21 protein-coding genes and 1 pseudogene are annotated in these 23,355 nt (G+C 61.8%); 16 read left to right on the forward strand and 6 right to left on the reverse strand.

Annotated features, from left to right (window positions below):
• Positions 1–57: 57 nt before the first annotated feature.
• The 5 genes from C6Y62_RS06065 to C6Y62_RS06085 all read right to left on the reverse strand — a co-directional run bounded on the left by C6Y62_RS06065 (position 58) and on the right by C6Y62_RS06085 (position 5,025).
• A complete protein-coding gene (locus tag C6Y62_RS06065; protein ID WP_173953203.1) occupies positions 58–543 on the reverse strand; it encodes a hypothetical protein in 486 nt (161 codons plus the stop codon).
• On the reverse strand, positions 540–1,757 hold the full coding sequence (locus C6Y62_RS06070; RefSeq protein WP_173953204.1) for a tetratricopeptide repeat protein: 1,218 nt from the start codon (positions 1,755–1,757) through the stop codon (positions 540–542). The genes C6Y62_RS06065 and C6Y62_RS06070 overlap by 4 nt, the downstream gene beginning before the upstream one ends.
• Before the next feature lie 235 nt (positions 1,758–1,992).
• Positions 1,993–2,439 carry a cupin domain-containing protein gene (locus C6Y62_RS06075; RefSeq protein ID WP_173953205.1) on the reverse strand — a complete coding sequence of 149 codons (447 nt, stop codon included), beginning with the start codon at positions 2,437–2,439 and terminating at the stop codon, positions 1,993–1,995.
• Positions 2,440–2,587: 148 nt separating this feature from the next.
• Positions 2,588–4,393 carry a TRAP transporter large permease gene (locus C6Y62_RS06080; RefSeq protein ID WP_173953492.1) on the reverse strand — a complete coding sequence of 602 codons (1,806 nt, stop codon included), beginning with the start codon at positions 4,391–4,393 and terminating at the stop codon, positions 2,588–2,590.
• A 32-nt stretch (positions 4,394–4,425) separates the two neighbouring features.
• Positions 4,426–5,025 carry a TRAP transporter small permease subunit gene (locus C6Y62_RS06085; protein WP_173953206.1) on the reverse strand — a complete coding sequence of 200 codons (600 nt, stop codon included), beginning with the start codon at positions 5,023–5,025 and terminating at the stop codon, positions 4,426–4,428.
• Between the two features lie 356 nt (positions 5,026–5,381).
• Here C6Y62_RS06085 and C6Y62_RS06090 point away from each other — a divergent pair, with 356 nt between their 5' ends.
• The 10 genes and pseudogenes from C6Y62_RS06090 to C6Y62_RS06135 all read left to right on the forward strand — a co-directional run bounded on the left by C6Y62_RS06090 (position 5,382) and on the right by C6Y62_RS06135 (position 15,649).
• Entirely contained in the window at positions 5,382–7,004 is a 1,623-nt protein-coding gene (locus C6Y62_RS06090; protein WP_173953207.1) for a P-loop NTPase, read from the forward strand.
• 214 nt (positions 7,005–7,218) lie between these two features.
• Positions 7,219–7,740, forward strand: a pseudogene (infC, locus tag C6Y62_RS06095) (translation initiation factor IF-3); the annotation flags it as partial.
• Positions 7,741–8,059: 319 nt separating this feature from the next.
• Complete coding sequence (gene rpmI / locus C6Y62_RS06100; protein WP_068464816.1) at positions 8,060–8,260, forward strand: 50S ribosomal protein L35; 201 nt, start codon at positions 8,060–8,062, stop codon at positions 8,258–8,260.
• Positions 8,261–8,333: 73 nt separating this feature from the next.
• Positions 8,334–8,705 carry a 50S ribosomal protein L20 gene (gene rplT, locus C6Y62_RS06105; protein ID WP_068464813.1) on the forward strand — a complete coding sequence of 124 codons (372 nt, stop codon included), beginning with the start codon at positions 8,334–8,336 and terminating at the stop codon, positions 8,703–8,705.
• 263 nt (positions 8,706–8,968) lie between these two features.
• Complete coding sequence (gene pheS, locus C6Y62_RS06110) at positions 8,969–10,051, forward strand: phenylalanine--tRNA ligase subunit alpha (RefSeq protein ID WP_173953209.1); 1,083 nt, start codon at positions 8,969–8,971, stop codon at positions 10,049–10,051.
• A 24-nt stretch (positions 10,052–10,075) separates the two neighbouring features.
• Entirely contained in the window at positions 10,076–10,309 is a 234-nt protein-coding gene (locus C6Y62_RS06115) for a hypothetical protein (RefSeq protein WP_173953210.1), read from the forward strand.
• A 7-nt stretch (positions 10,310–10,316) separates the two neighbouring features.
• Complete coding sequence (pheT, locus tag C6Y62_RS06120) at positions 10,317–12,755, forward strand: phenylalanine--tRNA ligase subunit beta (RefSeq protein WP_173953211.1); 2,439 nt, start codon at positions 10,317–10,319, stop codon at positions 12,753–12,755.
• 154 nt (positions 12,756–12,909) lie between these two features.
• Positions 12,910–13,506 (forward strand): nucleotidyltransferase domain-containing protein, encoded by a 597-nt coding sequence (locus C6Y62_RS06125; RefSeq protein WP_173953212.1) that lies wholly within the window; start codon positions 12,910–12,912, stop codon positions 13,504–13,506.
• Positions 13,507–13,819: 313 nt separating this feature from the next.
• On the forward strand, positions 13,820–14,032 hold the full coding sequence (locus tag C6Y62_RS06130) for a hypothetical protein (RefSeq protein ID WP_173953213.1): 213 nt from the start codon (positions 13,820–13,822) through the stop codon (positions 14,030–14,032).
• 276 nt (positions 14,033–14,308) lie between these two features.
• A complete protein-coding gene (locus C6Y62_RS06135) occupies positions 14,309–15,649 on the forward strand; it encodes an NAD(P)/FAD-dependent oxidoreductase (RefSeq protein WP_173953493.1) in 1,341 nt (446 codons plus the stop codon).
• Between the two features lie 199 nt (positions 15,650–15,848).
• On the opposite strand, the gene C6Y62_RS06140 is transcribed toward C6Y62_RS06135, so the two are convergent.
• On the reverse strand, positions 15,849–17,258 hold the full coding sequence (locus C6Y62_RS06140) for a lytic murein transglycosylase (protein WP_173953214.1): 1,410 nt from the start codon (positions 17,256–17,258) through the stop codon (positions 15,849–15,851).
• Positions 17,259–17,436: 178 nt separating this feature from the next.
• Here C6Y62_RS06140 and lepA point away from each other — a divergent pair, with 178 nt between their 5' ends.
• The 6 genes from lepA to C6Y62_RS06170 all read left to right on the forward strand — a co-directional run bounded on the left by lepA (position 17,437) and on the right by C6Y62_RS06170 (position 23,193).
• A complete protein-coding gene (gene lepA, locus C6Y62_RS06145; RefSeq protein WP_173953215.1) occupies positions 17,437–19,239 on the forward strand; it encodes a translation elongation factor 4 in 1,803 nt (600 codons plus the stop codon).
• 279 nt (positions 19,240–19,518) lie between these two features.
• Entirely contained in the window at positions 19,519–19,857 is a 339-nt protein-coding gene (locus tag C6Y62_RS06150; RefSeq protein WP_338074331.1) for a BA14K family protein, read from the forward strand.
• Positions 19,858–20,261: 404 nt separating this feature from the next.
• Positions 20,262–20,978 (forward strand): D-Ala-D-Ala carboxypeptidase family metallohydrolase, encoded by a 717-nt coding sequence (locus C6Y62_RS06155; RefSeq protein WP_068464793.1) that lies wholly within the window; start codon positions 20,262–20,264, stop codon positions 20,976–20,978.
• Between the two features lie 527 nt (positions 20,979–21,505).
• The gene (locus C6Y62_RS06160) at positions 21,506–21,712 is read left to right on the forward strand and encodes a cold-shock protein (protein WP_068464790.1); all 207 of its coding nucleotides are present in this window, start codon (positions 21,506–21,508) and stop codon (positions 21,710–21,712) included.
• A gap of 139 nt (positions 21,713–21,851) precedes the next feature.
• Positions 21,852–22,136 carry a translation initiation factor IF-1 gene (gene infA, locus C6Y62_RS06165; protein WP_068464787.1) on the forward strand — a complete coding sequence of 95 codons (285 nt, stop codon included), beginning with the start codon at positions 21,852–21,854 and terminating at the stop codon, positions 22,134–22,136.
• Between the two features lie 397 nt (positions 22,137–22,533).
• Positions 22,534–23,193 (forward strand): thermonuclease family protein, encoded by a 660-nt coding sequence (locus C6Y62_RS06170; protein WP_246274416.1) that lies wholly within the window; start codon positions 22,534–22,536, stop codon positions 23,191–23,193.
• Positions 23,194–23,355 lie beyond the last annotated feature (162 nt).

Here is a 23,355-nt window from a genome sequence, read left to right on the forward strand (position 1 = left end):
TGCGAAACGATGCACGGTTCAATCCGGCGCATTTATCAAAGCGCCTCTCTGCAGGATTTATTCGATCGGCAGGTCGTCGTCGACATTCAGTGCCCGGATAAATTTTTCGTTCAGTCCGAAGTAATCCGACAGGTCTTCCTGATACAGCGCGTTGCCTAGCAGCAGCCGATCCGCTTCGGCCTTGCTGATCTGCGGCACGAAGAAGGCGCAGACATCGAGCTTGTGCTCCACCGTTGTGAGGCAGCGAGCGTAGTCTGGCACTGGCGCGCCGAACCGGACCGCGGCGTATTCGTTGGTGAACTCAAATTCGCCCAGCCGTTTCTCGCGCACATCGGAATATAGCTGCGCCGCTTTCGGACCGGTGCAACGGATGACCACGCCGATGATCTTGCCGCTGCTATCCTTGAACTCGCGCGCATCGGCCCGGTCGCCGAGGCAAATGTCGAGGCTAAGCGCGACGTCACTCGTCAGGCGGTCGGCGTGTGCCGGCGCGGTGCACAGCAAGGCCGCCGTCAGCGCCACAAGTTTGCGGAATGCGGTCATGGCTTTTGCCCCGTTCGCGCCGAAAGCGTATTGGCCAGCTTGCATTTGCTGAAGCCGGCTTCTTTGAACAGCTCTTCCACTCCGCGCTTTGCATCAGCCGCGTTGGCGCTAGCGAAGGCGGCGCAGCCGACGCGAGGTTTGCTGCAGCACATAACTGCGAAGACATCGTCCAGGTTGCCAGTGACCGCAGGCTTGTTTCCGCATGCATCCGATGTCGATCTGCATTGCTGCATCGACAACTCGCTTGCAACCTGTACCGACGGCCCCCAGACGACACGCGACGTATGGTGCTCCGTCGGCGTGTAGGCTGCGAAAATCCCGCTGGTTGCGGGGACGCTGGAAGTTTCAGCCGATGTTTCGTTGGGCGGTGTTTCGCTGCCAGGATTTTTCTCTGCGGGGCTTTCGTCGAGAGGCGCAGCCATTGCCGTGGCGAGCAGCTTCAGGTCACTGCCGGTGAGATCTTGCGCTTGCAGACGTTGCAGAGATGCGGCGCACGCTTGTCGCTCGGGGTCGTACTCCACGCAACGTGCGTAGTCGCTTCTCGCGCGGAAAATCAGCTGTAGCTTTTCATAGATGGCGCCGCGCGTTTCGTAGACGTCAGCCTGATCGGGCGAGCGCGGTTCGGTGCTTTTTGTCAGCAGATTAAAAGCCATGTCGGCATCCCGAAGAGCGGAGTTGTCGAGATTGAGTTCGGACAGCGCCCTGGCGCGACCCGTGTAGGCAAATATGAAATCGTCATCGCGATTGATGTATGCGGTGTAGTCAACCACCGCGTTGGCGAATTGTCCGCTGCCGAGATGGGCGTTTGCGCGGTGATACAACCCGCGGAGATTACGCCTGTCGTTGAGAAGCTGGTTTGCGTCGGCGATGGCAGCATCGAAGCGGCCCAGGCGAAAATTGACGTGGCTTCTTGCGGTGAGATTAGCCTCCTGGTCGGTGTCCTGAAGCAGCGCCGCGTTTAGGTCGCTCAGCGCCTTTTCATACTGACGCGCGGTAGCGTACAGCATACCACGCTGGCTGAGTGCAGCTGCGTTAGTTGGATCTTTGGTGAGGATGCGCGTGCAGGCGACGATGGCCTCGATGCCTTCGCCCTCGCATTCCTTTGCTTCTTCTAGCGCATACGCAACCGAAGTTACCAAAAGCAACGCGAGCACCGCTTTGCCTGCTTGCTTCAGCGCAAAGGCGATGCGCGCGCGGACTTCCCCCAACAACATGATTTTTGCCCTATCACACGAGCCAAACAGGCGCTGGAAAGATGCGTCGGGAATGGCCGTTGTTCAGTGAAAACGAGCAGTAAAGTAATGTAGTAATTGAGGCTTCAGAATATTATCCGCGCACGAACTTTTCAATGACGGTTTTCATACGGCGAAGCTGTCGCGCGCCGGGCCGACGATATGATTGGTAGGGAGTTGGGGCGGCAGGCGAGGGCGGTGCAATTGATGTAACTGTCTAGGCCATCTGTTTGGCGATGCGGGCGATGGCGGCTTCGGCCACCTCTTCCAGCTCTGGCAGCAGCACGACGCTTTCCTGCTCGTTGGGGTCGGTGCGCGCAATGACGGCGGAGATGGGTTTGTCGGTGAGGTTGACCGGCAGATGCGGCACGCCGGCGGGGATGTAAAACAGGTCTCCGGCTTTGGTGAGAATGTGATGCTCCAGGTTGTCGCCATAGAGCGTCAGGCCCTCGCCATCCAGAATGTAGATCGCGGTTTCGTGGCTCTCATGCATGTGCGCCTTTGCGCGACCACCGGGCGGGATGGTGAGCAGGTGCATGCAGATGGCCTGCGACCCGACAGTCTCGGCGGCGATGCCGGCGAAGTAGGTTAGCCCCTGCTTGCCGTCATAGGTATCGCTGGGCCGGATCAACCGGCAGGTCGGTTTTGTCGGTTGCTCGCCCATCAGATGCGCCTCCAGTGACGATCAGCACACGTCTCGAAGTACAGCTTAGGGCCGTTCCGTTTGTTATAGAACAACGAAACAGCTCCAATTTGTTTGCCGCCCTTCTCATCGGAAAACAGGTGCCCACTTTTCCGGAAGCGCTCCAGCCTTACGGCTTCACCTCACCGGGCTTCACGAGATCGGGAGGCACGGACATATCCAGTGTTGGCGCCCCGGGGCCAGTGGTGTCGGGCGGTGGGGCGCCGGGGATTGACGGCGGATACGGCGGCAGGTGGAAGCCTTCGCTTTTGAATGCGGGCGCTGCCCCGCCGGGTGCGGTTACAGCCGCGGGGCGGTGGGCCGACGGCGGCGGATCGTGCCGGACGAGGCCGGGGAAGGCGATCAGCAGCGCCACGACGAAAAGCTGGATGCACAGATAGGGGAGCGCGCCCCAGTAGATCTCGGCCGTCGTGACCGGTGGCATTCTCTGGCCGGTGACCTTGTCGATGTAGGGAGCGCGCGGCGCGACGGAGCGCAGGTAAAACAGTGCGAAGCCGAACGGCGGATGCATGAAGCTGGTCTGCATGTTCACAGCCAGGATGACGCCGAACCAGATCAGGTCAATGCCGAGCGCTTCCGCAGCTGGCGCCAGCAGCGGCACGATGATGAACGCGAGCTCGAAGAAGTCGAGGAAGAACGCGAGGAAGAATACCAGGATGTTGACGAAGATGAGGAAGCCCACTTCGCCGCCGGGCAGCGACGTAAGCAGGTGCTCCACCCACAGGTGTCCGTTCACACCGTAAAAGGTGAGCGAGAAGATGCGCGCGCCGATCAGGATGAACATCACGAACGCCGACAGCTTGGCGGTCGATTGCGCGGCGGAACGCATGATCTCGAAGTTGAAGCGGGCGCGATTGCCCTCGCTGTATCGCTTGCCGAGCGCGAGCAGCATGGCGCCGACCGCGCCCATGGCGCCGCCCTCGGTTGGGGTGGCGACGCCGATGAAGATGGTGCCCAGAACCAGGAAGATGAGCAGCAGCGGCGGCACCATGACGAACACGACATGCTCGGCCAGAGACGACAGGAACTGCGGTCCGCCCACAAGGCGTAGCAGCCAGTTGATGCCCGCGACGATGACGGCGAAGCAGACACCGAGCGTCATGGTGAGAACGACGAAATCGGCGCCGCGATAGTGAGTCTGAAGCATGATGAGCAGCGCAGTCACCGCACAGATGCTGGTGAGTACGACAAGTGACGTGGATCCGCGGCTGCCATCGGGTTGACGGTAGCGGATGGCTTCGACCGGCAGGCCGGGCGCAGCCGATTTCCAGATGAACGCCACCGCGAACGCGAACGTGGCGTAAAGGCTGGTGAGAATAAGCGCCGGAACAAGCGCGCCGGTGTACATGTCGCCAACGGAGCGGCCGAGCTGGTCGGCGAGCACGATCAGCACAAGCGACGGCGGGAAGATCTGCGCGAGTGTACCCGAGGCGGCGATGGTGCCGGCGGAGAAGCGCCGATCATAGCCATAGCGCATCATGATGGGCAGCGAGATGAGGCCCATCGAGATGACGGAAGCGGCGACAACGCCGGTGGTGGCGGCAAGCAGTGCGCCGACGAAGATGACGGCGAAGGCGAGGCCGCCGCGCACGCTGCCGAACAACTGGCCGACCGTTTCGAGCAGATCCTCGGCCATGCCGGAGCGTTCGAGTATCAGCCCCATGTAGGCAAAGAAGGGGATGGCCAGCAGCGTGTCGTTGGTCATCACGCCGAAGATGCGTTCGGGCATGGTGCCGAGCAGCGGCCACGACAGATTGATGGCGCCGCCGGAGTAGGGCGCAAGCTCGACGCCGATGACAAAGAACACGAGGCCGACGGCGGCAAGCGAGAACGCGGCCGGATAGCCGAGCAGCAGAAACAGCACCAGCGCCGCGAACATGATCGGCGCGAGGTTCTCGGCAATGAACGGCAGCAGCATCAATCCCCCTTCTGGTCCGCTGGCGGCGCTTAGTTGTGTTTGCCGGGTGGCGGGGCAAGGATTGGAAGCTCTGATGCTTCCGATGCCTGCTGCTGGGCGGTGGCGGGTGTGTCGCGGTCGTCCGGCAGATCACCGCGCATGATGGCGATGCGCTTGATCAGCTCGGAGATGCCTTGCGCAAACAGCAGCCAGAACGCAATCGGGATCAGAAATTTGATCGGCCACTGCGGCAGGCCACCGTAGTTGGATGACTGTTCGTTCTGCTCCCATGACATCATGGCGAAGCCCCACGACGTGTAGGCAATGAGCGCCGCTGTGGGCAGCAGGAAGAACGTGTGCCCGATCAGTTCAATGATGTTGCGCGTTCGTTTGGACAGCCGCTCGTTCACGATGTCGATGCGGATGTGCTCGTTGATGGCGAGCGTCCAGGGGGCTGCCAGAAGGAACACGGCGGCGAAAAGCCACCATTGCACTTCGAGCCACGCGTTGGAGCTGCTGTCGAGCAGCTTGCGCACGACGGCGTTGCCGGCACTGATGACGGCGGCGACGATGACCAGCCAGGCAACGGATTGGCCGATGATGCGAGTGGCGTTGTCTATCCAGCGGCTGAGCGCAAGCAGCGCTCGCATGCATCTCTCCCTGATCTTGGTGCGCCAGTTTTTTTGACGCCCATCCTGTGGCGAACGAGCTGGCATTGTTGCAAGGCTGCTCAATTCGGTGTGGCATCCTATATCGATGCCAGTCCGTGACTTCCAGTAAAGCCTCTGACACTCTAGAATGACTCTAGAGCCGATCTGATTTAGCGGAAACGCGGAACGGCTCTACGATTTTATTTGTTTGGCCGTACTTCGCATCGGAGAAACCGGTTCCCACTTCTTTGGAAGCCACGCTGTTCAATCGTGCTTCTTATCGGAAAACCGGGATCCACTTTTCGGAAGTACTCCAGGCGATCCTCCCTCGCCGCCTATGCCCCCTGGAGCTGGAAATGACTGTTTCGAAGACGCAGGTTCTCGACGAGCTGCGCCGTATAAAAGGCCCTGATCTGGAAGGGAATATCGTGGATCTCGGGCTGGTGTCTGAGGTGCTGCTGAAGGACGATCGCGTTTATTTTTCCATCACTGTGCCGGCGGCGCGCGCCGAAGAGCTTGAGCCGCTGCGCCAGGCCGCGGAGACGGTGGTTAAGGCGCTGCCGGGCGTCGCGGGTGTGAGCGCGGTGCTGACCGCGGAGGCGACGCGTCCGCAGGCAGCGCCCGCGGGCCGGGCGCCGGAAAGTGCGCGGGTTGCGCAGGCGCGGGCGCAGGGTGTGGGCCTGCAGGGCGGCAACGGCGGCGGGCAGGGACATTCGCACAACCACGACCATGGGCATGACCACGGTCACGACCATAAGCACGATCATTCGCACGGCCACAGCCACGGTCCGGTCGGCGCATCGGCAACTCCGCCGCCGGGTGCAGAAACCGGCAAGCGCGAGCTGCCGGAGGTGCCGGGCGTCAAATCGCTGATCGCGGTTTCGTCGGGCAAGGGCGGCGTCGGCAAGTCGACGGTGGCGGTGAACCTGGCGCTGGGCATGGCGGCCGCGGGCAAGAAGGTGGGCATCCTCGACGCCGATATTTTCGGACCGTCGCAGCCGCGCCTGCTTGGCCTCAAGGGTCAGCCTCAGGTTGTGAAGGGCAAGACGCTGAAACCGCTGGAAGGCTATGGCCTGAAGGCGATGTCGATGGGCTTCCTCGTCGATGAGGAAACGCCGGTGATCTGGCGCGGTCCGATGGTGGTTGGTGCGCTCAACCAGATGCTGCGCGATGTGGCATGGGGCGAGGATGGCGATCTTGACGTGCTCATCATCGATATGCCGCCGGGCACGGGCGACGTGCAGCTGACGATGGCGCAGCAGGTGCCGCTATCGGGCGCGGTGGTGGTTTCCACGCCGCAGGATCTGGCGCTGATCGACGCCCGCAAGGGTTTGGCGATGTTCCGCAAGGTGGGCGTGCCGGTGCTGGGCATCGTCGAAAACATGAGCACCTTCATCTGTCCGAAGTGCGGTGAGCGCTCCGACATCTTCGGCCACGGCGGCGCCCGCAGCGAGGCTGAGCGTCTGGGCGTGCCATTCCTGGGCGAGGTGCCGCTGGATATGGACGTACGGCTGCGGTCCGATATCGGTCAGCCGGTGACGGCAACGCTGCCTGACAGCGAGCACGCGCGCATTTTCAAGGACATCGCCAAGCTGACGCTGCAGGAGCTGGATCAGGCGAAGCAGAACGCTGTGCGCCCGCCCCGGCTGGAGATTACCGGCGGCGGCACGGGACTGATCGTCGAGTTCGCCTGCAAGACCCGCTATGAGTTCACATCCGAGATGCTGCGGGTGATGAGCCCGTCGGCGGAGGTGCAGGGGCATTCCCCGGACCAGCGGGTGACCGTGGGCGGCAAGCGTAGCGTGAAGATCAAGGATCTGCGCGCGGTCGGTAACTATGCGGTGCGCATCTCGTTCGACGATCGCCACGACACCGGCCTTTATACGTGGAGCTACCTGCAGCAGCTTGGTCGGGAAAAGGAAAAGCGCTGGACGAAGTATCTTGAGGAGCTGGGCGAGAAGGGCCTGAGCCGGGGTTGAGCCCCGGCAAATGGGGCCGATCTGATACTTTTTTGGGTGGGGTGATGGCGGTGCGTGCCACGATCCACCCTTGACTTGCGCCCGTTTCTTCTCAATCCTTTTGCGCTATTGTAGCCTGTTTCTATGCCGGTTCAGCTCCTGGGAGCTTGCCCGGCTTTCCGCGTAGAAACGGATTTATCGAAGCAATTCAAGGAGACGCAACATCCGCCGACCAATGCGAGCCGCGCCCGAGCGCGAGCCATCCGGCCCCCGGATCAATGAGGCAATCCGGGCCCGCGAAGTGCGATTGATTGACGAAGACGGACAGAACGTAGGTGTGGTGAGCCACGCCGATGCGCTCGAGCGGGCCCAGAATGCGGGCCTGGATCTCGTGGAGATCTCGCCTGAGGCGACGCCGCCCGTTTGCAAGATCCTCGATTATGGAAAATTCAAATTCCAGTCGCAGAAGAAGGCAGCCGAGGCGCGCAAGCACCAAAAGACCGTTGAGATCAAAGAGATCAAGATGCGTCCGGCGATCGACGACCACGACTATGATGTGAAGATGCGGTCGATCAAGCGGTTCTTCGAAGAGGGCGACAAGGTAAAGGTTACCCTGCGCTTCCGTGGCCGCGAGATGGCGCATCAGCAGCTCGGCATGGCTGTTCTGCAGCGGGTGAAGAGCGATCTGGGCGAAGCCGCCAAGGTCGAATCCGAGCCGCGTCTGGAAGGTCGTCAGATGGTCATGGTGCTGGCGCCGTCGCCGTCGAGCATCAAGGCAGCGCCGAAGCCGAAGGTTGAGGCCGAGGCAGCACCGACGCCTGCTCCGGTCGAAGAGTAGTGTTCAAAGGTTAGCCCAAGTTAACCTTTGACCGCTTGCCGTTTACTGAAGGCGCTTCTATAAGGACGCCGAAGCCGCCCGGCGGGGCATGCCGTGGCGGCTGCTATTGCTTTGACAAGCCTCAAATAGGCGACCCCTCCCGCACAGGGAGTTTCCCGACCGGATCTGCACCGAATTGATCGGTGCCGCGCCGGACGCGGAATGAGGGTTTGCCGCGAGTTAGAAAGGATCGAGCCAAATGCCCAAGATGAAGACCAAGAGCGGCGCCAAAAAGCGCTTCAAGATGACGGGTACCGGCAAGGTGAAAGTCGCTGCTGCCGGCAAGCGTCACGGCATGATCAAGCGGACTTCGAAGTTCATTCGCGATGCGCGCGGCACCATGGTGCTGAGCGAGTCGGATGCGAAGATCGTCAAGAAGTACATGCCTTACGCACGCTGAGCCCAGGCACGTGATTTTCAGTCACGTGCTCGACCAGCAAGACCCTATTCACGTCATCTAACGGAGCAGCATCATGGCACGCGTCAAGCGCGGTGTTACCGCCCATGCCAAGCACAAGAAGGTTCTGAAGGCAGCCAAGGGTTACTATGGCCGCCGCAAGAATACGATCCGCGTCGCAAAGCAGGCCGTCGAAAAGGCACTGCAGTATCAGTATCGCGACCGCAAGAATCGCAAGCGTACGTTCCGCGCCCTGTGGATCCAGCGCATTAACGCAGCCGTGCGTGAGCATGGCATGACCTATGGCCGATTTATCGATGGTCTGAACAAGGCCGGCATCGAGATCGACCGCAAGGTTCTGGCCGACCTCGCTGTCAAGGACGCTGCTGCGTTCAAGGCGCTGGCCGATCAGGCTGCCGCCGCTGTGCAGAACGCCGCCGCTGCCTAAGCCTAGTGCGCGAAGCACTCTGAGACCAATGATCCATGCTTCGGACTGAATAGGGTCCGAAGCGATCATGGAAGTTTCTGAGACCGATGATTCACACTTCGGACTAACAGGGTCCGAAGTGATCATGGTCTAGGGTTCTCTGCCTCTACGCTTGTCATCCCCGGCCGTCAGAATTGGCCGGGGAGCCAGGCATCCGCTTGCACAGCGCAAGGGATCGTCGGGACAAGCCCGAGGATCACACTTGAGAGAAGCTGGACAAGCGAATGTCTTCGACCGCGACAGGCTCTGACCTGAAATCCCTCGAAACTGAGCTGCTGGCGGGCATTGCCGCTGCAGGCGATCTGCCGGCCATTGAGCAGGTGCGCGTTGGCGTGCTGGGCAAGAAGGGCCGCATCGCCGAGCTGATGCAGACTCTCGGCAAGCTGCCGCCGGAAGAGCGCAAGACGTTCGGCCAGACCGTCAACGAATTGAAGGGCCGCGTTACCGACGCGCTTGAAGCCCGCAAGGCGGTGCTTGAGGAAGCGGCGCTGGCGCAGCGTCTCGCCAACGAGCGCACGGACGTTACGCTGCCGGTGCGGCTTGGCCCCGTTGCCGAAGGGCGCATCCATCCAGTCAGCCAGGTCTATGACGAGTGCATCGAGATTTTCGCTGACCTCGGCTTCTCGGTTGCGGAAGGTCCGGATATCGAATCCGACGACCTGAACTTCACCAAGCTGAACATTCCGGCTGAGCACCCCGCGCGCCAGGAGCACGACACGTTCTACTTCCAGCCGAAGGAAGATGGATCGCGCCTGCTGCTGCGTACGCATACGAGCCCGGTGCAGATCCGCACCATGCTGGGCCAGAAGCCGCCGATCCGCATCGTTGCGCCGGGGCGCGTCTATCGCTGCGACAGCGACCAGACGCACACGCCGATGTTCCACCAGATTGAAGGCCTCGTTATCGACGAGACCACGCACATGGGGCACCTGAAGTGGGTGCTTGAAGAGTTCTGCAAGGCGTTCTTCGAGGTGGACGAAGTGAAGATGCGTTTCCGCGCGTCGCACTTCCCGTTCACCGAGCCTTCAATGGAAGTGGATGTCGGCGCCGAGGCAATCGGCAAGCCGGGCCAGTGGCTGGAGATTCTGGGTTGCGGCATGGTGCATCCCAACGTCATCCGCAACTGCGGGCTCGATCCGGAGAAGTACCAGGGCTTCGCGTTCGGCGTCGGTCTCGATCGCCTGACGATGCTGAAGTATGGCATCCCGGATCTGCGGGCGTTCTTCTCCGGCGATCTGCGCTGGTTGCGCCACTATGGCTTCTCGGTGCTGGACGTTCCGACGCTGTCGGGCGGCATTTCGGGTTAGCTTTTAAGGGCGGAGGAACAAATAATGGCTTGGATTACGTCGTTCGAACTGAAGGCGGGATCGGGCAAGCTTCATCCGACACAGTTGGTCGGAGCAGTGAAGGTGTTTGTTCCCGAGCCTGGTAAAGCCATTGTTCAAATCGACACGTACGGTTCTGACGAGCGCGAAATGCCGAACAAGCAGAGCCAGACAATTCAGTTTGGACGTGAGTCTGCGCATCAGCTGTTCACGATCTTAAAAGAGACCTACGAATTCTGAGGCTAAGATGAAATTCACGCTGTCCTGGCTGAAGGATCACCTCGACACCAACGCTTCGCTCACCGAGCTGGAAGCGAAGCTGTCGGCGATCGGACTTGAGGTCGAAGGCATCGACGATCCAGCTGAGAAGCTGGGCGCGTTCAAGGTTGCACGCATCGTTGACGCACGGCGCCACCCCGATGCTGACAAGCTGCAGATCGTGATGGTCGAGATCGATAAGGGCGCGCCGCCGGTTGAAGTGGTGTGCGGTGCTCCGAATGCGCGCACCGGCCTCGTCGGTGTGTTCGCGCCGCTCGGCACTTACATTCCCGGCAGCGACATCACGCTGGTGAAGAAGCCGGTTCGCGGTGTCGTTTCCAACGGCATGATGTGTTCGGCGGCCGAGCTGGAGCTTTCCGACGAGAGCGCTGGCATCATCGAGCTGCCGGAGGACATGGCTGCGCGTGTGGGCGAAGCCTACATCGATGCGGCTGGCCTGAACGATCCCGTCATTGATGTGTCGCTGACGCCGAACCGCCCAGACTGCACGGGCGTGCGCGGTATTGCGCGTGATCTCGCTGCGGCTGGTCTCGGCACGCTGAAGCCTGAGCCGACACTCGGCGCGGTGGAAGGCGATTTCGATTGTCCGGTGGATGTGAAGCTTGAGTTCAGCGCCGACACTGCCGATGCGTGTCCCGCGTTTGCGGCGCGCTATGTGCGCGGCGTGAAGAACGGTCCGTCGCCGGAGTGGATGCAGCAGCGGCTGCGCGCGGTTGGCCTGCGGCCGATCAATGCGCTGGTCGATGTGACCAACTACATCAGCCAGGATCGCGGCCGCCCGCTGCATGTCTACGATGCCGACAAGCTGAACGGCGCCATCGTTGCGCGCCTCGGCAAGGCGGGTGAAAAGTTCCTCGGTCTCGACGGCAAGGAATACGCGGTCGACGACACGATGTGCGTGATTGCCGACGCGAACGGTCCGCTGGGTTTTGGCGGCATCATGGGCGGCGAAGATTCCGGTTCGACGGAAGCGACCGTGAACGTGCTGATCGAGAGCGCGTATTTCGATCCGGGGCGTACGGCTGCAACCGGCCGCAAGACCGGCCTTGTTACCGACGCGCGTTACCGCTTCGAGCGCGGTGTCGATCCGGCGTCGGTGCTACCGGGGCTGGATCTTGCAACCGACATGATCCTGAAGCTTACGGGCGGCAAGCCGTCGAAGCATCGGATGGCGGGCACGCCGCCGGTCGAGCAGCGCGTCATCGCGTTCGACTATGCGCGCGTTGCCAAGCTGAGTGGCATCGATGTTTCGGATGCGGAAATCACGCGCATCCTTGAGGCGCTGGGCTGCACGATTGCGCAAGGCGGCAAGGGCAAGCCTGCGCAGGTGACGGTGCCGACATGGCGTCCGGACATTCACGGCGCGGCGGATCTGGTGGAAGAGGTGGTGCGCATTGCCGGCCTCGACCGTGTGCCGTCAACGCCGCTGCCGCGTCCTGAAAGCATCGCCAAGCCGGTGCTGACCGAGCGGCAGAAGCGGGCACGGCGCGCGCGTCGCGCACTGGCTGCGCGTGGGCTTACGGAAGCGATTACGTGGTCGTTCCTGCCCGAGGACGATGCCAAACTGTTCGGCGGCGGTGATGCGGCGCTGCATCTGGCCAATCCGATCTCGGTTGAGATGTCGGTGATGCGTCCAGGCCTGCTGCCGGGGCTGATCTCGGCGCTGGGCCGCAACCAAAATCGCGGTGTGCACGACGTCGCGCTGTTCGAACTCGGGCAGGCCTATCGCGGCGACGCCGAGGGTGACCAGTATCTTTCCGCTTCGGGCGTGCGCTCGGGTACGGCGAAGGCGGCTGGTGGCGGACGTAATTGGGATGGCGCGGCAAAGGCCGTGGATGTGTTCGACGCCAAGTCGGACGTGTTCGCGCTGCTGGCGTCGCTGAACGTCGATCCGACCAAGGCGCAGGTCACGCGCGATGCGCCGGACTGGTATCACCCCGGCCGTTCCGGCACGCTGCGTCTCGGTCCCAAGACGGTGCTGGCGCACTTTGGTGAGCTGCATCCGGCGACGCTGAAGGCGCTGGATGTCGATGGTCCGGTTGCCGCGTTCGAAGTGTTCATCGATGCGCTGCCGGCGCAGAAGGCCAAGGGCCGCACGAAACCGCGCCTTGAAATGAACGACCTGCAGGCGGTGCGGCGCGACTTTGCGTTCGTGCTCGACAAGGACGTTGCGGCCGGCGACGTGGTGCGGGCGGCGGTTGGTGCCGACAAGGCGTTGATCCAGGATGTGTCGGTGTTCGACGTGTTCGAGGGCGGCGCGCTTGAGAAGGAAGGCAAGAAGTCGATCGGCATCGAGGTGGTGCTGCAGCCGACTTCGGAGACGCTGACCGACAAGGACATCGAGGCCGTTTCGCAGAAGATCACGGCGGCGGTGAAGAAGGCGACGGGCGGCGAAATCCGCTCGTAAGCCGAGCACTGCGCGAAGCCGACACTCCAGCCCGACGCGCGGATGGTGGCGGGCAGCGCTGCCGGAGTTTGTCCGGTTGCTGCCTGCTGCGGTCGCGCGGTTTGTGGCCGCGAAGCGCGGAACAGCGCCGAGATGATGGACACGCGCTTCCAATATGCAGCCGCCTTCTGACGATGCCTGGAGCGCGTGGAACCCTGAGCAATTGGCGCAGCGCCTGAGTTGCGTGCCGTGTGTCTGGTACGTCGTCGGCGGATGGGCGCTGGATCTCTGGCACGGCGAGCAAACACGGCCGCATGACGATCTTGAATTTGCGGTGCTACCGGAAGACATCGCTGTTTTTCGCGCGGCTCTGGGCGAGCTGGAATTTTTCACCGCGCATGACGGCCAGCTGGCTCATCTGGCTGCGGGTGCCCTGCCCGCGCCTCACATCGGGCAGATGTGGGGGCTGGACCGGGAAGCGAAGTGCTGGCGCGTCGACATGATGATCGAGCGCGGTACGCAAACGCGTTGGGTCTGCAAGCGCACCGAAGCCATTCATGCGCCACGTGCGGAGGTGGTGCGCAGAAGCGCAGACGGTATTCCGTATCTGGCACCGGAGGCGGTGCTGCTGTTCAAGGCCAAGTATCGGCGCGAGAAGGACGAAGCGGACTTTGCGCGTGCACTGCCGAAGCTTGATGCGGGGCAGCGCAAGCGGCTGGCGGACTGGCTGGCGGTCGTCCATCCCGGCCACGGCTGGCTGGCGAGCCTTTGAGGCGCAAGATCGCCGGACGCGCCGAGGGTAGAGCATCGCACGCAAAATTCGCAAGCCGTTACAACCCGCCGGTTGCCCGCCGATTGATGGCTGCTCGGGGCTGAAATGCCGGGGCATGGGGCGCAGAACCGCGGCAGCTTAGCGGTTTCTCAGGAGATTATGTGCTTCGTGGGTGCTGAATGAGACCGTGATCGTTTCGGGCCGCACCGGTCCGAGGTGTGGATCATTGGTTCGGTCAACAGGGCCGGAGCGGCATCGCTTTTCAAAAAAGAGTGATCGCGATCCGGCTGCGCGCAACGGGGAGCCCCACGCAATGATGGACAATCGCAAGTTTCTGATTTTCGGCTTCGTGGCCTGCATCCTGGCTGCTCTTGCCTATGTGTTCGTGTTCGCCGATCTGCCGTTTGCCACCGGCCCGGATTCCAAGGCTGCCATTGAGGCCGAGGAAGCTATGGAAGCGCAGACTGAGGCTCCGGCCCCGGTTCCCGCCGAGGCTCCCGCAGCCCAGCCGGACGCAGCGCAGTAATTCAGCGCTTTCCGCTTTGGCCGGGTGCGGGTGCGGCAATGCCGCCGCCGCGTAGCGCCTATGCGTCTGTGTGGCTAGCGCCGCACCGATATGCTGATGCTATAAGCCCGGTTTAGAGTGCTTCGAAGTTCTGCTGCGGAGCACCATTCCATGGAATGGACCGAAGCGTCCTGTGCAGCAAATGCGGCGCGGGGGTTTCGCTGCCCGTAGGTTCACCACCCAAGAGGCGTGCCCGCGATGACCGAGATGACCACTGCCGATCTGCCCACCAAGATCATGCCCGTTGGCGAAGGCGACAAGGATCTGCCGCACATCGTCATCGTTGGCGGCGGCGCGGGCGGGCTGGAGCTGGCGACCCGCCTGGGCAAGAAGCTGGGCAAGAGCGGTCGCTGGAAAAAGAAGAAGGCGAACATCTCGCTGATCGAAAGGTCACGCACGCACATCTGGAAGCCGCTGCTGCACGAGATCGCGGCGGGCAGCATGGACGTGTCGCAGCACGAGCTGGAATATCAGGCGCAGGGCTACTGGCACGGCTTCAAGTTCCGCTACGGTGAGATGACCGGCGTCGATCGGGAAAAGAAGCTCGTCTATCTGGCGGCGACCTATGACGAGGAAGGCCGCGAGATCACGCCGGTGCGCTCGTTCCGGTATGACATTCTGGTGATTGCGATCGGTTCGGTGGGCAACGCATTCGGCACGCCGGGCGTTGAGAAATACGCGATCATGCTCGACACGCCCGTGCAGGCGGAGCGGTTCAACCGTCGGCTGATCAACGCGTGCGTGCGCGCCTATGCGCAGGAAGGTCCGGTGCTGCCGGGTCAGCTCGATGTTGCCATCATCGGCGCTGGCGCGACTGGCACGGAGCTGGCGGCGGAGCTGCATCGCACGGCGCGCGGCGTGGTTGCCTTCGGCCTCGACAAGATTGATCCGGAAAACGACATCAAGATCACGCTGATTGAAGCTGCGCCGCGCATTCTGCCGGCGTTGCCGGATCGCATTTCGCAGGGCGTATCGGAGACGCTGAAGGGTCTGAAGGTCGATATCCAGACCAATTCGCGCGTTACCGAAGTGACCGACAAGGGCGTGCATCTTGCCAATGGCAATTTCATCCCCTCGGAGCTGGTCGTGTGGGCAGCGGGCGTGAAGGGTCCGGCCGTGCTGGGCAACCTCGGCCTTGAGGTCAGCAAGTCTAACCAGCTTGTGGTGTCGCCAACGTTGCAGACGAGCGATCCAAGCATCTTCGCGATGGGTGATTGCGCCTATCTGGTGCCGGAAGGCGAGACGCAGCCTATTCCGCCGCGTGCGCAGGCGGCGCATCAGGAGGCCTCGCACCTCTATACTGAGATCCAGCGCAAGCTGAAGGGCGAGCCGCTGCGTCCGTTCAAGTATCGTGATTTCGGATCGCTGGTATCGCTGGGCCACTATTCGACGGTGGGTAGCCTGATGGGCTTCGTCGTTGGCCGCAGCTTCATCATCGAGGGGCTGTTCGCAAAGCTGATGTATCGCTCGCTGTACAAGATGCACGAAGTTGCGCTGCACGGGCCGTGGAAGGTGTTTCTGGACACGCTGTCACGCACGCTTACGCGGCGCACCGAGCCGGTGGTCAAGCTGCACTGACCTCCTGCTATTTCAGCACCGGCGACTCCCCCAAGGGGAGCCGGCCGGCCGCCGGTGCGAAAGAAAAAACGTTTTGCCGGGAAGGATTCCTACGCGCTCGGCGGCCGGCTCCGCGAAGCGGAGTCGCCGAGCGCCAACAAAAAAAGCCCTCGGAGAAATCCGAGGGCTTTTCAGTTTATGCAATGTACTTGCGTGCGGATCAGCGGTTGCGGCGCAGCGCGTTGAGCAGTTCCGGCGTGGCGAACGAATCCGCCGGCAGGCCGAACTTGATCTGCACGTCCTTCACCGCAGCGCGGGTTTTTGCACCGGCCAAGCCGTCGACCTTGCCGACATCATAACCGCGCGCCACCAGCTGACGCTGCAACTCCTTGGTGCCTTCATAGTCGAGGCCGTTGGTGTTGCCGCGCCCCATCCCCATCGCGCCCGCGCCATCGATGCGGGTCGAGAGATAGGCGGCGGTGGTGGCGTAGTTCAACGAGTTGTTCCACTCGGTGTAGATGTCGAAGTTCGGATAGGCGAGGAACGCCGGACCGAAGCGGCCCATCGGCAGTAGCAGCGATGCCTGCAGGTTGTCAGATGCGACCGGGCTGCCATTCGGATACTGGATGCCCCACTGCGCCCACTGCGAGCGCGGCAGCTTGATGGCCAAGTCGGCCTGATCCCACGGCAGGTCGCGGGTGACGCGCACTTCCTCAAGCCAAGGCTCGTTGGAGCGCCAGCCGAGGTTCTTCATGTAGTTGGCGGTGGAGCCGATAACGTCACGGTCGTTCGAGAACAGATCGATGCGGCCGTCGCCATCATAGTCGATCGCGTAATCGAGATAGCGGGTCGGCAGGAACTGCGTCTGGCCGATCTCGCCAGCCCATGAACCGATCATGGTGGAGGGCGTCATGTCTCCGCGCTCGATGATCTGCAGCGCTGCGATCAGCTCTTCGGTGAACATGTAGCTGCGGCGGCAATCATAGGCGAGGGTGACGAGCGCGGGCATGATCGGGAACTTGCCCATGCCGGCGCCGAAGTCGCTTTCCAGCGCCCAGAAGCCGGTGATGACCGAGGCGGGCACGCCGAATTCCTTGGCGGCGCGATCGAACGTGTCGCTGTGCTGGGCAATCTTGCGCTTGCCGGACACGACGCGGTTCTGGGTTGCCAGGCGCTTCTGGAAGTCCAGGAAGCTCATGGCGAAGAATGACTGCTTGCGGTCGCGCTGGATGATGGTGGGGTTGAGCTGGGTGCCGTCGACAATGGCGACGGAACGGTTGCTCAGGCCACGCTCGGCGGCGAGCTTGCGGAAGTCGCGCTTCCAGGCGTCAAACGATTTTGTGTTCTTGCAGTTGTCATTGGGCGGAGGATAGGGAGCCCGCTTTTCCGGGTGCGTCTCATGCGAGGTGACGGGCTGAACGCGGGAATTGGCGGCGACCTGCACCAGCGACCGCGAATCAGCGGCAGCGGCCTGAGGCAGGTTCGGCAGCGGCGCGGAGCGGCTTGCTTCCTTTGGTGGTGGCTCGGTTCTGAAGGCGGGAGAAGGCTCTTTCTGGGCCTGGGCGGGGTATCCCGCACCGAAAATGAAGGCCACGGCGGCAATTGCCGTACAGAATTTCAAAGCGTTCATCGGTCGTCCTTCGGCGTTTTTCACATTTTTCGAGGGTAACACAATCCCGTGGTATGTGGCCGCGTCAAGACACCGGCTACCCTCGGGAGTGCGGTATTTTCAGCCTTCCCGGAAAAAGGGGCTGCCAGCCAAGTTACAGCCCCTTTCTAGGCGGTTGGGGCAGTGCTATCTAGCCGCCATGACCGATACCTCTCACATTCGCAATTTCTCGATCATCGCCCACATCGACCATGGTAAGTCGACGCTGTCCGACCGGCTGATACAGCTTTGCGGAAACGTCGCCGACCGGGAGATGAAGGAGCAAATTCTCGATTCGATGGAGATCGAGCGAGAGCGCGGCATCACCATCAAGGCGCAGACAGTGCGCCTCGATTACAAGGCCAAGGATGGCCAGATCTATCAGCTCAACCTGATGGATACCCCAGGCCACGTGGACTTCGCCTACGAGGTGTCGCGCTGTCTGGCCGCCTGTGAGGGCGCCATTCTGGTGGTGGACGCTTCCCAGGGTGTCGAAGCCCAGACGCTGGCCAACGTGTATCAGGCGATCGATAACAATCTCGATCTGCTGCCGGTGCTGAACAAGGTCGATCTTCCGGCCGCTGATTCCGACCGCGTGAAGCAGCAGATCGAGGACGTGATCGGCATCGATGCCTCGGATGCAATCCCCATTTCCGCCAAGACCGGCCTCAATGTTGAAGCGGTGCTGGAAGGCATAGTCGAACGTCTGCCGCCGCCGCAGGGCGATGCCAGCAAGACGCTGAAGGCCCTGCTCATCGACAGCTGGTACGATGCTTATCTTGGCGTGGTCGTGCTGGTGCGCATCATCGATGGCTCGCTGAAGAAGGGCCAGAAGATCACGCTGATGTCCACCGACGCCAGCTATCAGGTGGAGCGCGTGGGCGTGTTTCGCCCCAAGCAGCAGATGCTGGACAGTCTTGGTCCGGGCGAGGTGGGCTTCTTCACCGCCGCCATCAAGCAGGTGGCCGATACGCGCGTTGGCGATACGGTGACCGACGCCAAGAACCCGACCAGCGATCCGCTGCCGGGCTTCAAGCCGGCGCAGCCGGTGGTGTTCTGCGGTCTGTTCCCGGTGGACGCGGCGGATTTCGCCGACCTGCGCGAAGCGATGGGCAAGCTGCGCCTGAACGACGCCAGCTTCTCGTTCGAGATGGAGACTTCGGCGGCGCTGGGACTGGGCTTCCGCTGCGGCTTCCTGGGCCTGCTTCACCTTGAGATCATCACCGAACGCCTAGAGCGCGAGTTCAATCTCGATCTCATCACGACGGCGCCGAGCGTCATCTACCACATCTATCTGACCGACGGTGAAATGGCGGAGATGCACAACCCGGCCGACATGCCGGAAACGACGCGCATCGACCGCATCGAAGAGCCTTGGATCAAGGCGACGATCATGGTGCCGGACGACTATCTGGGCAGCATTCTCAAGCTGTGTCAGGACCGGCGCGGCCGGCAGAAAGAGCTGACGTATGCGGGCAACCGCGCGATGCTGGTTTACGAACTGCCGCTGAACGAAGTGGTGTTCGACTTCTACGATCGCCTCAAGTCGATCAGCAAAGGCTATGCCTCGTTCGACTATCAGATCATCGGCTATGAACGGAACGATCTGGTGAAGCTGTCCATCCTCGTCAACGACGAGCCGGTGGATGCGCTGTCGATCATCGTGCACCGTACGCGCGCTGAAAGCCGTGGCCGCGCCATGTGCGAAAAGCTGAAAGAGCTGATCCGCCCGCACCTGTTCAAGATTCCGATTCAGGCGGCCATCGGCGGCAAAGTGATCGCGCGCGAGACCATCAGCGCGTTGCGCAAGGACGTGATCGCCAAGTGCTATGGCGGCGATATCAGCCGTAAGCGCAAGCTGCTGGAGAAGCAGAAGGCGGGCAAGAAGAAGATGCGCGAGTTCGGCCGCGTGGAGATTCCGCAGGAAGCCTTCATCGCCGCGCTGAAGATGGACGATGACTGATCTGTGCCTGATAGTGAGCGTTGCGTGCGCTATGCAGTTTTTTGCGCACGCACGCTCATCGGCACGGCATCAACGGCAACTTTCATGGCCGTGCTGCGTTGATCGCCCGGGGCTGTCGCACAAGGGGACCCCGTGCGACGGAACCTTAGTCTCATCACCGTTCATGTGGACATGACATCGCCGCGCTGTCGCCGCGCGAATGCCATTGATGCACGCCATTGTGTGCGCAACCCATGTATCTGGAATTTTGATCGCCCCTGGCTTGAAAGGAACGTGACCGTGAAAGTGAAATCGTCTGTTGCCGCGCTTGTGTGTGCTTCATTGCTGGTGCCGCTGGTCCAGACGCAGGCGATCGCTGCGCCGATGCCGAAGCCCGCGATCACCAACGCTGACAGTGGCGTGACGCTGGTGCATCGCCGTGGCCGCGGTCCGGCGACTGGCGCTGCCATCATTGGCGGTCTTATTGCTGGCGCGCTGATCGCCGGTTCGATACGCGAAGGCCGCGCCGAAGAGCGTGATATTCGTCGCTGCGAACGCGATTTCTACTCCTTCGATCGCCGCACCGGCACCTACATCAACCGCTACGGCGACGAGCGCATCTGCCCATACCTGCGCTAAATCCTGCCGACATCCGCATGCGTATAATGCGCGTGCATAGGGTGCGGTAATGCCTTGATGCAACAGGCAAGAATTATAACGGGGTGTCGATTGAAAAATCGGCGCCCCGTTGCTTTTTTAGGACGCATACGGCGCATCGACGCAGACGGTTAACCTTGCCGTATTCTTACCCAATCCTGTGGCATGGTGCGGCCAACCTGGAGCGGGCCGCCGTCGAAACGGCGACGCGAACCGCCGCCCTTAACTGAGGCGAGACGGACCGGGGACTGAGCGGGATCGTTCACACGGCGGCTGGCTGATTGCGGCTCCGTGGGGGGAACGGTCCGGCGTTTCAAACCGATTGGGCGCCAGCGACCCCATGCTGGGTAGGGCGGCCCGAGATCTCGACATATCCAGGAGTACCCATGATCAAGCGGCTCTCCACCGCAGCGATCTGCGTTGCGCTCGTTTCCATCCATTCCGCCGTTGCTGCGCCCAATCCGGGCTCGAAAACGCCAAAGCAGGCCAATGGAACCGCGGAAGTGAAAGCAGACCCAAGAACCAACGCCCAGTCAGAAACGAAGGCTGTCTACGGCGCCGACGTGAAGCCGGCCGAAGACAAGAAGCCTGTGAAGCGCCTGGCCGATGCCAGAGGCGCGCCGCGCAAATGTCTTTCGGCGCCAGCGCGGGCACTGCTCGATCAGATCGAAGAAAAGTTCGGTCCGGTGCGGGTTATCTCTACGTGCCGGCCGGGCGCACGTATTGCAGGGTCTGGGCGCATTTCACGCCATGCCAGCGGCAACGCGGTCGATTTCGATGCGGGCAGCCGCAAAGGGGCGATCGTCAGCTGGCTCGTGGCCAATCACAAGAGCGGTGGCACGATGACCTATCCAAGCATGAGCCACATCCACGTCGATATCGGCCGCCACTTCGTTTCTCTGGCTGGCGGGCGCAGCAAGACAGCCAGCCGTTCCAGCGGCAAGCGCAGCCGTTATGCCTCGTCAGGGTCGCGCTATTCTGACGGTGAGGTCTACTACGGCGGCTCGTATTCATCACGGTCGACCAGCTACAGCGGCGGCAGCTACTACGGCAACGGCTCTGGCACCGGACGCTATTCCGGCGGCTATGCAACGATGTATTGAGCCAAGATTTTCTGAGGTTGCGGCCGGTTAGCTGGCGGGCATCGGCGCTTCGGCGCCGCCTCGGAAACCGATCACGAGAAATGTCGAAGAGGGCGTCAGGCGCAGGCTTGGCGCCCTTTTTGCTGCCCTGCCGAGCGGCTGGCATGCGCCGGGAGCTCAATCGTTGGGTTTCGGCAAGGATTTGAACACCTTCGGCGAAGAAATCCGCCGCAAAATTGCCGCGATTTGACAGCGGCGCAAACAGGCTTCAAGGTAATGCCACTTCTACGCCTTTCTATAGCAAGTCTTGAGAATCATGGGTCTTTGCTGTCGCACTTGGTCTCTGCATGGGGCCGAGAACAATTTCGTGTGCCTAACTAACGTCGCCTTGCCTTTCCAGCTGGACCAGTCCATATAATGCGGATCGAACACGCCTTGGTTCACTCTACGGCGGTGCCCTTGTGTGCCGACACTGGACGTCTCCATCGCGCGATTTGATCTTCCCGGGGCAACCCGGGCAATTTGCCTACCTGCTTTGGAGAGACTTGATGGCAAACGGCACCGTAAAGTGGTTCAACGGTCAAAAGGGCTATGGCTTCATCCAGCCGGATGAAGGTGGCAACGACGTTTTCGTGCACATTTCGGCTGTTGAGCGCGCTGGCCTCTCGACTCTGCGTGAGGGTCAGAAGATCGCTTACGAGACCGAGACCGGCCGGAACGGTAAGGTGGCTGCAGTTAACCTGCGTCCGCTCTAATAGACTACGGATTCATTTCCGCTTAGGGGAGCGGCGCGTCTGCTCCCCTAATGCTTTTCTGACTTCCGATTTTTTGCACCTCCCGTGCTCACACGCGCAGCGGCGTCTGCCTGCAGCGCTGCTTCACCTAAGGAACCTGATGGCCAAGGAAGAGATGCTCGAGTTCGAGGGCGTGGTGGAAGAAGTGCTTCCCGATGCCCGCTGCCGCGTGAAACTCGACAACGGACATGAAGTGGTCGCCTATACCTCTGGGCGTATGAAGAAAAACCGCATCCGTATCCTTGCCGGTGACCGTGTTACGATCGAAATGACGCCCTACGATCTGACGAAGGGCCGCATCAACTTCCGCCACAAGGATGTGCGCGCAGGTGGACCGCCACCGCCGCCGCGCCCCGGTGGTCCTGGCAATTTCCGTCGCCGCTGATCTGACTGATGCCTGTGCCTGCGCATCGCGCGGGTTGTCTGATAGCCGGGTAACGCTGCAAGGCGTTGGCCCGGCTTTTGTATTTGGGCTGAGCTGTTCGCTCTCTTCGGTCCGTAAGTGTATCCGCTTGTGCTGCCGTCATCTCCGCCCTCCGGTCATTGTCGCTGAACGGCGGGAGCGATTTCTTTGGAATGCGCGCTGCGGATTCAGGTCACGGCAGTCGTCAGTCCGCCTCGCCACAATTCTCCCGTTGATTGCATAATCCGCACACGACTCCGCCAAGGTTGAGTCAAACGAATCAGCATTTGTTGGAGGCATGTATGTATGTCTCTCGCGTTTGTCCTTCCGTCGGCCGGTGGCGTCTGCGCTGGTTGGCGTTCTCGCATTTGGTGGGCTGTTGTCACTGCCCTCCGACGATGAAGCCGCGGCACGCGTTGTCGCCAGCGGCGATGCCTCGCTCAGCGGAACCGCACGGGTGATCGACGGCGATACGCTGGAGATCGCTGGCCGTCGCGTGCGCCTGGAGGGGATCGATGCGCCGGAAACGGGGCAGGTGTGCGCCCGCTCCGGTGGTTCAGGCAGCTGGAGATGCGGTGAAGCGGCGGCCGAGCGGCTGGCCAGCCTCGTCTTCAGGCACTCGGTGAGTTGCGAGAACCGGGGCTATGACAAATATCGGCGCATGCTGGGCATCTGCTTTGTCGGCGACACGGACATCAATGCGCAGCTTGTGCGCGAAGGTCTTGCGTGGGCGTTCGTGAAGTATTCAGCCACCTATGTCAGCGAGGAGGCGAAGGCGCGCGCGCTGCGTGTGGGCGTTTGGCAGGCTGAAACCGCGCCTGCATGGGAATATCGCGAGCAGCGTTGGGCTAGTGCGGAGCAGGCCGCGCCGGAAGGCTGTGCCATCAAGGGCAACATCACCGGCAAGGGCCGCATCTATCACATGCCGTGGGGCCCCTGGTACGGCAAGGTGAAGATTGAGGAGGCGAAGGGCGAGCGCTGGTTCTGCAGCGAGGCGGAAGCGGCTGAGGCGGGCTGGCGGCCGGTGGTGGCGCAGTAGCAGCTGGCGTTGGGCCAGCTCCGCCGAGCGAGATGACCAAGCCTGCGTGGCTCTGTGCAGTGCTTCTCGATTGGGCTTGCGTCAGGACGCGTTTGGTTCGGTCTGCGTTACAGTGCTCGATCGCGTCATCGGGTGCAGATGTGTTGATCTGTGTCCGTGCAT

Origin of the sequence: Hyphomicrobium sulfonivorans (assembly GCF_013306565.1) — a bacterium.
GTDB lineage: Bacteria > Pseudomonadota > Alphaproteobacteria > Rhizobiales > Hyphomicrobiaceae > Hyphomicrobium_A > Hyphomicrobium_A sulfonivorans.